9 protein-coding genes are annotated in these 12,653 nt (G+C 68.8%); 5 read left to right on the top strand and 4 right to left on the bottom strand.

Annotated features, from left to right (window positions below):
- Positions 1-72: 72 nt before the first annotated feature.
- Both lexA and ubiB read right to left on the bottom strand, forming a co-directional pair.
- Positions 73-798 (bottom strand): transcriptional repressor LexA, encoded by a 726-nt coding sequence (gene lexA, locus ACW7G5_RS03870; RefSeq protein WP_457001975.1) that lies wholly within the window; start codon positions 796-798, stop codon positions 73-75.
- A gap of 33 nt (positions 799-831) precedes the next feature.
- Positions 832-2,514: a 2-polyprenylphenol 6-hydroxylase gene (ubiB, locus tag ACW7G5_RS03865; RefSeq protein ID WP_457002861.1), complete on the bottom strand. Its 1,683-nt coding sequence runs from the start codon at positions 2,512-2,514 to the stop codon at positions 832-834.
- A 231-nt stretch (positions 2,515-2,745) separates the two neighbouring features.
- Here ubiB and ACW7G5_RS03860 point away from each other — a divergent pair, with 231 nt between their 5' ends.
- From ACW7G5_RS03860 to ACW7G5_RS03850, 3 genes are read left to right on the top strand one after another with little or no spacing between them, the layout of a single operon-like run.
- Positions 2,746-3,864: a GNAT family N-acetyltransferase gene (locus tag ACW7G5_RS03860; protein WP_457001973.1), complete on the top strand. Its 1,119-nt coding sequence runs from the start codon at positions 2,746-2,748 to the stop codon at positions 3,862-3,864.
- On the top strand, positions 3,861-4,946 hold the full coding sequence (locus tag ACW7G5_RS03855; RefSeq protein ID WP_457001971.1) for a hypothetical protein: 1,086 nt from the start codon (positions 3,861-3,863) through the stop codon (positions 4,944-4,946). The genes ACW7G5_RS03860 and ACW7G5_RS03855 overlap by 4 nt, the downstream gene beginning before the upstream one ends.
- A 2-nt stretch (positions 4,947-4,948) precedes the next feature.
- Entirely contained in the window at positions 4,949-5,674 is a 726-nt protein-coding gene (locus tag ACW7G5_RS03850; RefSeq protein WP_457001970.1) for a hypothetical protein, read from the top strand.
- Between the two features lie 21 nt (positions 5,675-5,695).
- On the opposite strand, the gene ACW7G5_RS03845 is transcribed toward ACW7G5_RS03850, so the two are convergent.
- Entirely contained in the window at positions 5,696-6,190 is a 495-nt protein-coding gene (locus ACW7G5_RS03845) for a CinA family protein (protein ID WP_457001968.1), read from the bottom strand.
- A 116-nt stretch (positions 6,191-6,306) separates the two neighbouring features.
- Positions 6,307-8,952: a TonB-dependent receptor gene (locus tag ACW7G5_RS03840; RefSeq protein ID WP_457001966.1), complete on the bottom strand. Its 2,646-nt coding sequence runs from the start codon at positions 8,950-8,952 to the stop codon at positions 6,307-6,309.
- Positions 8,953-9,259: 307 nt separating this feature from the next.
- On the opposite strand from ACW7G5_RS03840, the gene mutS reads away from it, so the two are divergent.
- Both mutS and ACW7G5_RS03830 read left to right on the top strand, forming a co-directional pair.
- Entirely contained in the window at positions 9,260-11,860 is a 2,601-nt protein-coding gene (gene mutS / locus ACW7G5_RS03835; RefSeq protein WP_457001964.1) for a DNA mismatch repair protein MutS, read from the top strand.
- Entirely contained in the window at positions 11,857-12,585 is a 729-nt protein-coding gene (locus ACW7G5_RS03830; RefSeq protein ID WP_457001962.1) for an MOSC domain-containing protein, read from the top strand. The genes mutS and ACW7G5_RS03830 overlap by 4 nt, the downstream gene beginning before the upstream one ends.
- Positions 12,586-12,653 lie beyond the last annotated feature (68 nt).

Raw genomic sequence — 12,653 nt, 5'->3', positions numbered from 1 at the left:
TTTCGAAGCTAATGGTTGCGGCGGGTCAACGGCAGCGGCGGAAGGTGCGGGTGAGCGTGGGGGAATTCCGCGTCACCGGTTCGGCCTCACCAGGCCGCAGTACAGGCCTTCGATCGCGAAGTCCTGATCCGGTGCGACCTCGATCGGTGCGTAGTCCGGATTGCGCGGCAGCAGGCGGATGCGGTCCTTGCCGACCTTCAGCAGCTTGACGGTGATCTCGTCGTCGATGCGGGCGATGACGATCTGGCCCGAGCGCGCGTCGGCGGTGCGGTGCACGCCGATCAAGTCGCCGTCGAAGATGCCCTCGTCCCGCATCGAGTCGCCGCGCACGCGCAGCAGGTAGTCGGGCGCCGGGGAGAAGAAGGCGCGGTCCATCAGGACCATCTGGTCGCTGCCGATGTCGGCGCCGATGGGGACGCCGGCGGCGACCTGGCCGAGGACGGGGAGCTCCAGGAGATCGGCCGCGGCATTCGCAGCTGTAGCTGCTCCCACAAAAGCCGTACCCGCACCAGGTTGGCGCCCTGTGGCAGCGGCTGCAGCCGCGACCTCGTCCCCCGGGAATCCGAGCGATCCCTGCGGGAGCTCCGGTGCCCGCAGCACGCGGATCCCGCGCGCGCGCCCCGGCACCCGCTCGATGGCCCCTGCAGCCTCCAACGCCTCCAGATGGTATTGGGCGGCGCGCACGCTGCTGAAGCCGAAGGCGCGGGCGATCTCGGCCTGCGAGGGCGGCATGCCCTCCTCCGCGATGCGCTCGGCGATCAGGGCGAGGATGGACTGCTGGGTGTCGGTGATATCCATGGTTAGTAGTAATACTACTAACAGCCGCAGGAATCAACGCCTGTGCGCGCCCTTCCAGATCGAATACACGATCCACACCCCCAAGGCAGCCGCGCCCACGAACCCGGCCACACCCAAGGCCATCAGCCATTGATTGCGGGCACCACCGCCGACGCTGTTCATCACGATCGAGGAGCCGATGATCAGCGCCGCGGTGATCACGCCCATGGTCAGGCGGCTGGCCGCGCGGTCGACCTGGTCGCCGAGGGCCTGCAGCGTGGGAATCTCGATGCGCGCGCCCAGCCGTCCGCCGCGCGCGGCGCGGATCAGCCGGCGCAGGTCACGCGGCAGCTCCGCGCCGAACTCGAGCATCCCGGCGAGGCCACGACGTCCGCGACGGGCCAGGGCCGCGGGCGCGAACCGGCGCCGCATCACCCGCTCCAGCCACGGCCGAGCCTCGGTCGCCATGTCGAAATCCGGGTCCAGCTGGCGACCGAATCCTTCCAGCGTCAGGAAGGCCTTGATCACCAGCGCGAGATCCGGTGGCAACATCAGGCCGTGGCTGCGCAGCAGGCCGGCGGCATCGGACAGCATCGTGCCCATGCGCAGGTCCTTCAGCGGCACGCCCCGGTAGCGGTCCACCACCGCCGCCGTATCCGCTTCCAGGCGCTCCTCGTCGACCTCGCCGCCAATGCTCCAGTCCAGCAGGATGTCGGCCACCGCCTCGGCGTCCTGCTCGACCATGCCGTGCAGCAGGCGCGCGATCTCGAACCGGCGGCGCTCGCCGAGGTGGCCGACCATGCCGAAGTCGATGATCGCGATGCCGCCGTCGCGCAGGAAGAAGAGGTTGCCGGGATGCGGGTCGGCGTGGAACAGGCCGTCTTCAAGCACCATCTTGAGCACGATGCCGGTGCCCGCCCGCGCCAGCGCGGCACGGTCCAGGCCGGCGGCATCGACCGCAGGGAGATCGCCCGCGGGTATGCCGTCGACGAAGTCCTGGACGTTGAGCCGCTCCGACGTCCACTGCCAGTGCACCCGCGGCACCAGCACGCGCTCGTCGTCGGCGAAATTGGCGGCGATCCGCTCGGCGCTGCGGCACTCGGCGGCGAAGTCGAGCTCGCGCCGCAGCGAGGCCCGGAACTGGCGCACGACCTCGACCGGGCGATAGCGGCGCAGGTCCGGCAGCTGCGACTCGACCACTTCGGCCAGCCGCGCCATCAACCGCATGTCGGCGTCGACCACCTCGACGATCCCCGGGCGGCGCACTTTCAGGATCACCGCCGTGCCATCGTGCAGCCACGCGCGGTGCGCCTGCGCAAGCGAGGCCGCCGCGATCGGTATCGGCTCCACCCGCGCGAAGGCCACCTCGGGCTCGACGCCCAGGTCCTCCACCAGCTGTGGCCGCACCGCCTCCCAGGGCAGCGCCGGGACCGCGTTCTGCAGCAGTCCCAGCTCGGCGATCCACTCCGGCGGCAGCAGGTCCACGCGCGTGGCCAGCACCTGGCCAAGCTTGACGAAGGTCGGCCCCAGCTCCTGCAGCGCACTGCGCAGGCGCTGCGCGGGCTTCATTTCCAGCCGCTCCTCGGCGCGCTCCCAGTGCAGCAGCCGCCCGGCGCGCTCGAGTACGCCCGCCATGCCGCTGCGACGCACGAGGTCCCCGAAGCCGTGGCGAACGAAGACGACGGCGATCTCCTGCAGGCGCCCGAGGTCGCGGACACCGGCAAGGGCATCGAGCATGGTCATCGCAGGCGACTCACGGCAGCCGCTCCAGCCCGCGCAGGGCTTCGGCCACGCAGGTGGCGAATCCGGTACCGGACAAGGTCGGTGCAATCGCAATCCATCCGGGAACTATACCGGCGGCACGCGCGGCCAGGCGGCCGCGGGAGATGTCCAGCCATCGGTCCTTCTTGCGTTATCCCAGGCTGAAACGGGCGAAACATCTCCGTCCAGGGAGGAACCGGCGCATCCATGAACGCAATTCGCACTCCAGAGGTCCAGCTGACCGAGGTCAGGCGCATCGATGATGCACTCGCCCTGGAAATCGACCATCTGGCCGCCAACGCGACCGAACCCAATCCTTTCTATGAAAGCTGGTGCCTGCGGCCGGCACTGGAATTCCTGTCCACCGAACCCTTGCAGCTGCTGGCGGTACGCCGCGCCACGAACGAGCTGATCTGCCTGTTGCCACTGGTCTTCCGCCCCCACTTCAAGCGCCTGCCGCAGCGGACGCTGCGCTCCTGGATCCACGAATGCGCCTTCCTGGCCGCGCCATTGCTGCACCGCGAGCATGTACAGGAGGCCATCGACGCCATCCTCGACTGGTTCGCCGACAAGGGGACGACGGCAGGCGTCATGGAGCTGGTCGACATCCGCATGGACGGAGACGTGGCAGCCGCGTTGGACACGGCCATCGCACGACGGCCGCAGCTGCTGTCCCGACGCACGCGCTGGACGCGCGCGATGCATCGTCTGGACGCACCTGACGATCCGGAGCACATGTCCGCGAAACAACGCAGCACGCTTCGCCGCAAGGAGCGCCGACTGGGAGAGGAAGGCGCGCTCAGCTACCGGACGATGTCCGACGGCGACGATCTCGCGACGTGGCTGGAAAATTTCCTGCAGGTGGAGGCCTCCGGCTGGAAAGGCCGCGCAGGGACCGCCTTGGGTGTCGACGAATCACGGCAGGCATTCCTGTTCGCAGCCTGCCAGGCTGCCCACGCGCGCGGCCAACTGCACATGCTGGCGCTGGAACTGGACGGCAGGCCCATCGCGATGAAGTGCAATTTCGTCAGCGGCGCCCACGCCTTCACCTTCAAGATCGCCTACGAGGAGGCGCATGCCCGGCATTCGCCCGGGGTCCTGATCGAGCTGTTCCAGATGCGCAGCATCCGCGACACGCATCCGCAGTTGCAGGCGGTCGATTCCTGCACGGTGGCCGACAACACCATGTTCCCGAACCTGTGGCCTGGCCAATGCGTATTGGGCGACTACGCCATCCTGCACAACACGCTGATCAATCGCCTGGTGCTGAACCAGGGCGAGCGGATGCATCGGATGCTGAAGCGGCGGCTGGTGGCGGCTCGATGAGTACCATCGAAGCGGCCAGCCGGGTGCCGGTCGTGTCGCCCCATTACACCACCCATCCAGGCGACGTCGATCGCGACCGCGACGCGATCCTTGCCATCTGGGGCGACCACTTCGGCCCACTTGCGATGCAGCCGGAAAAGTACGACCACTTCTATCGCGACAGCCCGCACGGCCCGCCGATCATCCAACTGTTGCGCCATCAGCCGAGCGGTGAGCTGGTGGGGGTGATCGGTGCCGGCCCGCGGCCGATGCGCTGGCGCGGGCAGTCTGTCCGCGCCGCCGTGGTCGCCCATTTCGCGGTCACGACGCAGCATCGCTCGCTGGGGCCGGCGCTGGTGTTGCAGCAGGCGCTGATCGAAGCCGCCCGGGGGCAGGTCGACCTGCTGTATGGATTGCCGAGACCCGGCGCGGTCGGGGTAAGTCGACGTGCCGGCTTCAGCGTACTGGGCAAGCTGGTGCGACACGCGAAGGTGCTGCGCCATGGCGACTACCTGCGGCGCAGGCTTCCGGGCATCGTCGCCCAGCCACTCGGCGCCATCGTGGACCTGGCCGGCGTCCTGCGTGACCGCGCGGCCGATGGCCTTGTGCCCGGACTGCACTGGCGCTGGTCCGGATCGAGCGTCCCGGCAATGGATGGACTGTGGCATTCGGGCGCGCGTCCGGACGCACTGACCAGCGTCCGCGACCACGCAGCGGTGCGCTGGCGCTTCGACCTGCCACCTGCCGGACGGGCGCGCTATCTGCTGGTGTCCGACAGCGACGGGCAGCTGCTGGCCTGGTTCGCCTGTGACGCCGAGGACTCACCGGGCGATCCGCTCCAGGTGCTCGATTATTGGTCGGCCGATGCAATGACGGGGCTGTCGCGACCACTCGTCCGGGCCCTGGTCGCTGCCGCGCGCAAGCAGCGTCGACCCGCGATCCACCTGTTGTTGGCAGCCACGGCCGGTGCCATGGCTGGCTGGCGGGCCGAAGGGTTCGTCGCCCGCAGCGAACAGCCGATCATCGGGCTGCACCTCGACGGCGGCCTCGCCTTGCCCGACCTGCCGGAACTGCACGTGACGTGGTTCGACCAGGACGGCTGACGATGCTCGTCTTCATCCGAAAACTGATCCGCCAGGTCCGCATCGATGGCGTCTTCGGCGTCTTCGCCAAGATCCCGATCTGGTTGCGGACGCAACGCGAGACCAGGCTGGATCGCAAGTTCGGCATCGCCACCATGGGGCGAATCGAGGCAACCGAATCCGTCGGGAGCGGGCCCCATCCGCAACATCTTGAAAATGCCGTCTTTTACGCCCCGCTGCCGTTCGCCAGGTTCAACCGGCTGATGCGTGCCGCACAACCGTTCAATCCAGCGGAATACACATTCATCGACTATGGCGCCGGCAAGGGGCGTGCGCTTGCACTCGCCACCGACATGGGCTTTCGCCGCGTGATAGGCGTCGAACTGTTCGATTCGCTGTGTGTACAGGCGCGCTTGAATATCGACGCGTTTGCCGCGCGCCAGCCGCGCGCCGCAGAGATCGAATTGCTGTGCATGGATGCCGCCGCCTACCACCCGCCGCCGGGAGACCTGTTCTGCTACTTCTACAATCCGTTCGATGACGTGGTGATTCGCAAAGTGCTGGCCAATCTCGAAGCTGCTTGCAGGGCCGCGCCTCGACGCATCGTCATCGCGTATTCGAATCCGCAACACGCGGACGTGTTCGAAGCGACGGGTTTCCTGCGGACGCGGTACCGCAGCGACGTCATGTGTGTCTACGTGGGCGGCGAACCAGGCCTCTTCATGCCGGCCGACGCGGGAAACCCATAGGAAGCGCCAATCGCAGGCGACTCACAGCAGCCGCTCCAGCCCCCGCAGGGCTTCGGCCACGGTCTGCCTGCGGACCGCATCGCGATCACCGGCGAAGACGAAGACTTCCGCCTGCGGATAGCCGCCGCGGCGCTTCCAGCCGATCCATACCGTGCCCACGGGCTTGTCCTCGGTGCCGCCGCCCGGCCCGGCGATGCCGGTCACGGCCACCGCCACCGTGGCCCCGGACGTGACAAGCGCGCCGGAAACCATCTCGATCACGGTCTCGCGACTGACCGCGCCGTGCTCTTCCAGGGTCTGCGGACGCACGCCCAGCAGCGCCTGCTTGGCCTCATAGCTGTATGCGGCCAAGCCGCAGTCGAACCAGGCCGATGAACCGGCGACGTCGGTGACGGTCTTGGCGATCCAGCCGCCGGTGCAGCTTTCCGCGGTCACCAGCATGTCGCGGTCGGCCTGCAGCCGGGTGCCGGTGCGCTCGGCCAGTCGTGCCAGTTCCGCGTCGCCAGGGACATCCATCGTGTTGTTCCGTGCCGAAAGCACGCAGTATCGGGGGTCACGGGGGGCTTGTCGCCCCGGGCCGAAAAAAAGGGCCCGCGCATCCGGAGATGCGCGGGCCCCCGTTGCCACGTGGATCAGTAGCGGACGCGCAGGGTCACGCCGTACATGCGCGGCGCGGCCGGGAACGCGTTGTAGGTGTTGAACGGATTGCCCGGGTCCGGGAACAGCGCCTGCAGCGGACCGTCGAAGCCCACCTGGACGTAGTCGGTGTCGGTGAGGTTGGTGCTCCAGAACTCCAGCATCCAGCGGTTGTCGGCGCGGCCGATGCCGAAGCGCGCATTGACCACCGTGTACGAATCCTGGTGCTTCTCCACGTCCAGGTCCGAACCGGTGTTGTAGTCGCCCATGTACTTCGCGCCGATGTTGAAGCGGCCCATCAGGTTGCTGGAGAAGTCCCATTCGTACGTCGCCGACAGCGAGCCGGACCACTCCGGTGCGAACGGCATCGTCGCGCCGGACAGCTTGTACAACGCGCCGGACGTGCTCGCCGGCGTACCCACCATGAAGTCGGGACCGGGGATGTCGTCGCCGAACTCGGTCTTGGCATACATCAGCCCACCCTGCAGCATCAGGCCCTGCACCGCGCGCGGCTGCCACAGGATCTCGGCGTCGATGCCCGACGAGGTCACTTCCGGGATCGAGCGCACCACGAAGCTCGTACCCAGGAAGCTGTTGAGCTGGAAGTCCTCGTACTCCTGGTGGAACAGCGTGGCGTTCAACAGCAGCGTGCCCTCGGCCCAGGTGGTCTTGGCGCCAAGCTCGAAGCTGTCGACGAACTCGCCGCCGAACGACGTGTCGTTGACCGGCATGATGCCCGCGCCGCTCGCGGACAGGCCGTCAGCCGACTGCACGCGGTCCAGGTTGAAGCCGCCGCCCTTGTGGCCGCGCGCAACCGAGCCGTAGGTCATGACGTTCTCGTTCCAGCGATAGGCCGCCTTCAGCGTGCCCGACCACTCCTTCTCGTCGAGTTCCTGCATGGTCGAACGGCCGTTGTGCAGCGCGTTGGCCCACGGCAGGCAGGAATAACCGAGGATCTGGTTGGCCGCGCCACCGATGATCTGCGCCTGCAGTTCCGGCGGCAGCAACGCCAGCCCGGGGATGCGCTGGTACAGCGCCCCGCCGACGCGCGCACCCGGGTTGGCCAGCATCGAACTGCAGCCGATGCTGCCGTTGGGATTGCTGTAGATCGAGGACAGCTGCTTTTCCTCGCGCGTGTAGCGGAGGCCCATGGTGAGGTCGAGCGCGTCGTTCACGTGCCAGGTGTTGTTGGTGAAGAACGCCAGGCTCTCCGCATTCTGCTTGTAGCGGTCGTGCGCGCCCAGCCCGGCGAAATTGGTGCCGAAAGGCTGGCCGCTGACCTGCGACAGGAACAGCGCCGGATTGCTCATGTCGACCGGGATGCCCAGCGGCCCCAGCTGCTGCGCCAGCTCACCCAGCACGAGATTGGTGATCAACGAAGAGACATAGGGCTCATAGTGCGCGCCGACGCGATAGCTCTCGGCGCGGTTCAGGTCCTCGTCCGAATAGAACATGCCGACCATCCAGTCGATCCGGTCGGTGGATCCGGTCAGGCGGAACTCCTGGCTGAAGGTTTCAAAACCGGTGAACGATTCGTCCTCGTCGGGATTGCGGTACAGGATGTCCGCCGTGCTGAAGTCGTAGTCGAGGCCGTTGACGCTCTCCCACTCGCGCGAAGCGGTGATCGAGGTCAGGGTCGCGCCGCCAAACCAGCCCGGATCCCAGTTGACCTCGGCACTCACGCCGCTGTCCTTGATCTTCTGCGTGGTCGGGCGGTTGCTGTAGGCGACGCGGTCGAAGGGATCGTCACCGGGCGCGGCCACCGCCTGGTGGCCGGCGACGGCGTTGAGCACCAGCGCACTCTGTCCGACCACGGTCTGCACCGCCGTGCAGCAGTTCTCGTCGCGGTTGGTGAAGTCGCCCGACAGCAGGATGTCGAGGTTCTCGGTGGGCTCGAACAGCAGCTTGCCGCGAATCGTGTGGAAGTCCTGGTCGTAGTCTTCGTCGTTGGTGCGCGGGCCGGCGCCCGTTTCCACGTCCATCCAGCCGTCGCGCTTGCGCTTGGCCGCGTAGACGCTGAAGGCCGCCCTGTCGCTGAAGGCATCGTTGTAGCTGCCGGCAACGCCGAACGCACCGTAATTGCCGGCGGTGATCTCGGCCTCGGCGCTCTGGGTATAGCTCGGGCGGCGGGTGACGACGTTGATCACGCCGGCGGAGGTGTTCTTGCCGAACACCGTGCCCTGCGGCCCCTTCAGCACTTCGATGCGCTCGATCTGGCCGAGGTCGCCGAAGCCGACGCTGTTGCGCGGGCGATAGACACCGTCGATGACCACGCCCACCGACGACTCGAGGCCGACGTTGTCGCCCACGGTGCCGATGCCGCGGATGCGCGCGGTGGTGATGGCCTCGTTCTGGGTGCTGGTCACGGTGAGCCCCGGCACCAGGACCTGCAGGTCCTTGATGTCGCGGACGCCGGTGTCCTGGATCAGTTGCTCGTCCAGAACCGTCACCGAGACCGGCACGTCCTGCAGTACCTCCTCGCGCTTCTGCGCGGTGACCGTAATGCCGGCAAGCGTGGTGGGTCGTTCTTCAGCGCCCGGCGGCGCGTCCTGGGCATGCGCCGTGGATACCAGTGCGGGACTTGCAAGGATGGCGATGAGCGCCGTGGCGAGCGCGTGGCGTTGCAGATGGCCTGAGACCATGGGTGTCCCCCTACGATGGATGTTGTTTCGGTCATCGGTGTCGGCGCGGCCGCCGCCATGAAGTGCATGGCGGAACGCACGGGGCCCGTGTGGGGGGACTGGCCCGGTGCTGCGGCTTTCGCAACCTTGTAGCGACGCTAGCACAATTCCGGACGCATGCGTATGTGCGGCCGCGGCGGCCTGCTGCTGCTCCGCTGCGACGGCCATGGGCTCGTGGTGGTACCGGGTCCTGTCGCCAGCGAGACGGCCTTGCCCAGCTACAATCCGGTGCCGGGCGCGTGCCTCGCGCGCCCCTGCCGCCGGACGAATGAAGCTGGACAGAAAGCCCGAACATACGCCGCTCATGAAGCAGTACTTCGCCGCCAAGGCGGAGCACCCCGACGTGCTGCTGTTCTTCCGCATGGGCGACTTCTACGAGCTGTTCCACGATGACGCCCGCAAGGCGGCGAAGCTGCTGGACATCACCCTGACCCAGCGCGGCGCGTCGGGTGGGGCGCCGATCCCGATGGCGGGCGTGCCGCACCATTCCGCCGAAGGCTACCTCGCGCGCCTGGTGGCGCTGGGCGAGTCGGTGGCGATCTGCGAGCAGGTCGGCGATCCCGCGACCAGCAAGGGCCTGGTCGAGCGCAAGGTGGTGCGGGTCGTCACGCCGGGGACGGTCACCGACGAGGCGCTGCTGTCCGAACGCCGCGATACGTTGCTGCTCGCTGTCAGCCGCGGCGGCACGTCGTCCAAGGGCGTCAGCTACGGCCTGGCCTGGGCGGACCTCGCAGGCGGGCGCTTCCTGGCCAACGAGGTCGTCGGCGACGACGCGCTGGAGGCCGAGCTCGCACGCCTTGATCCCGCCGAGCTGCTGCTGCCCGACGAGGAGGGCTGGCCCGCGTTCGCGACCGGCCGCGGCGGCGTTCGCCGGCGCGCGCCCTGGCTGTTCGACGCCGACAGCGGGCGCCGGCAGCTGCTGCAGTTCTTCGGCCTGCACGACCTGGGCGCCTTCGGCATCGAGGACCTGCCGCAGGCCATCGCCGCGGCGGGCGCCCTGCTCGGCTACGTCGAGGAGACGCAGAAGCAGCGCCTCCCGCACCTGACCGCGATCGCGCTGGAATCAAGCGACGGCGCGATCGCGATGAACGCCGCCACCCGTCGCCACCTGGAGCTCGACACGCGCGTGGACGGCGAGCAGAAGCACACCCTGCTCGGCGTGCTCGACAGCACGGTCACGCCGATGGGCGGGCGCCTGCTGCGGCGCTGGCTGCATCGCCCGCTGCGCGACCGCGGGATCATCGGCCAGCGCCAGCATGCGGTCGGTGCGCTGCTCGCCGACGGCGTCGAGCGCGACCTGCGCGAGCGCTTCCGCGCGCTCGGCGACGTCGAACGCATCCTGTCGCGGATCGCGCTGCGGTCCGCGCGCCCGCGCGACCTGTCCACGCTGCGCGATGCGCTGGGCCTGCTGCCCGGGCTGCGCGCGGCGCTCGCGGCCGTGGATTCCCCGCGGCTGCAGGCGCTGGTGGCAAGCCTGGGCGAGCACGAGGCCCAGGCGGCGCTGCTGGCGGACGCGCTGGTCGAGCAGCCGCCGGTCCTCGCCCGCGACGGCGGCGTGTTCGCCGACGGCCACGATGCCGAGCTCGCCGAACTGCGCCGGCTGTCGACCCATGCCGACCAGTTCCTGATCGACCTCGAGGCGCGCGAGCGCGCGGCCAGCGGCATCGCCACGCTCAAGGTCGGCTACAACCGCGTGCACGGCTATTACCTCGAGATCAGCAAGGCGCACGTGGCCAAGGCACCGGCGCACTACACCCGGCGGCAGACCCTGGCCAACGCCGAGCGCTACATCACCGAGGAACTGAAGGGCTTCGAGGACAAGGTGCTGTCGGCGCGCGAACGTGCGCTGGCCCGCGAGCGCCTGCTTTACGAACAGATCCTCGACGAACTCAACCTGCACCTGGAGTCGCTCAAGCGCTGCGCCGCGGCGCTCGCCGAACTCGACGTGCTCGCCGGCCTGGCCGAGCGCGCGATGGCGCTGGACTGGTCGCGCCCGGAACTGGTCGATGACGCCTGCCTCGAGATCGAACGCGGCCGCCATCCGGTGGTGGAAGCGGTGCGCGACGAACCCTTCGAGCCCAACGACCTGATGCTTGACGGCAATCCGGATACCAGCGCGCGCCGGATGCTGGTCATCACCGGCCCGAACATGGGCGGCAAGAGCACCTACATGCGCCAGAACGCGCTGATCGTGCTGCTGGCCTTCATCGGCAGCTTCGTGCCGGCGGCGCGCGCGCGCATCGGCCCGATCGACCGCATCCTCACCCGCATCGGCGCCGGCGACGACCTTGCCCGCGGCCAGTCGACCTTCATGGTCGAGATGAGCGAAACCAGCCACATCCTCCACCACGCCACGGAGCATTCGCTGGTGCTGATGGACGAGATCGGGCGCGGCACGTCGACCTATGACGGCCTTGCCCTGGCCGAGGCCTGCGCGCGCCACCTTGCCGCGCACAACCGCTGCTACACGCTGTTCGCCACCCATTACTTCGAGCTGACCGCGCTGGCCACGCCGGGCAGCGGGATCGCCAACGTGCACCTGGACGCGGTCGAGCACGGCGACCGGCTCGTATTCATGCACGCGGTCAAGGATGGTCCGGCCAACCGGAGCTTCGGGCTGCAGGTGGCCGCGCTGGCCGGGCTGCCGAAGCCCGTGCTGCGCCAGGCGCGCGCGCGACTGGCCGAACTCGAGCAGCACGGCCAGTCCGCATCGCCGCCCCTGTCGGCGGAAACGCTCGATTCGCCGCAGCAGTTCGGGCTGTTCGCGCCGTCGTCCGCCGCGCTGGACGCGCTCGCCGGGATCGATCCCGACGAGCTCACGCCGAAGCAGGCGCTGGAAGCGCTGTACCGGCTGAAGACGCTGTCATGAGCCCCGCGCCGGACATCCGCATGCGCGTGGATGCCCTGCTCACGGGCGTGGCCGTGCCGTACACGCGTCCGGGCAGCCGCAGCGGGATCGACAAGCGCCCGCGCAGCGGCCTGGTGCGCATCACCGCCACCGGCCTGGACGGCGATGAGCAGGGCGACCTGCGCGTCCACGGCGGCGTCGACAAGGCCGTGCACCACTACCCCTTCGACCACTACTCGGCGTGGCGCGCGGAACTTGGGGCGCTGCCGGTGCTGGCCGCGCCAGGGGCATTCGGCGAGAACCTCAGCGGCCAGGGCTTCGAGGAGGGCACGGTCTGCATCGGCGACCGTTTCACACTGGGCAGCGCGGTGCTCGAGGTCAGCCAGGGGCGGCAGCCGTGCTGGAAGCTCAACGACCGCTTCGGCGTACCGGACATGGCGCGCCGCGTACAGGACAGCGGCCGCACGGGCTGGTACTACCGCGTGCCGCAGCCGGGGGCGGCGGAGGCTGGCGACACCCTGTGCCTGCTTGAGCGCCCGTGGCCGGACTGGTCGCTGCAGCGCCTCAACCGCCTGCTGTTCGATCGGGTGCTCGACCCGTTGGCGCTGGAACCGGTGCTGGAGCTGCCGCTGGTGCCATCGTGGCGCAGGCTGGTCGAGCGTCGCCTGCAACTGCACGCCATCGAGCACTGGGGGCCGCGCATCGATGGACCCGACCCCGGACAGCCACCATCGCGCGAGTCCTGATCCGGCACGCCTGGCGCGCCGTTGCGCCATCGAAACGACGTAGCATCGGGGATCCAACACCGAGGATA

The organism is Luteimonas sp. A501 (genome assembly GCF_054052085.1).
Note: the sequence above shows the minus strand (reverse complement) of the source record. Positions and strands in the feature narration are given on the sequence as shown.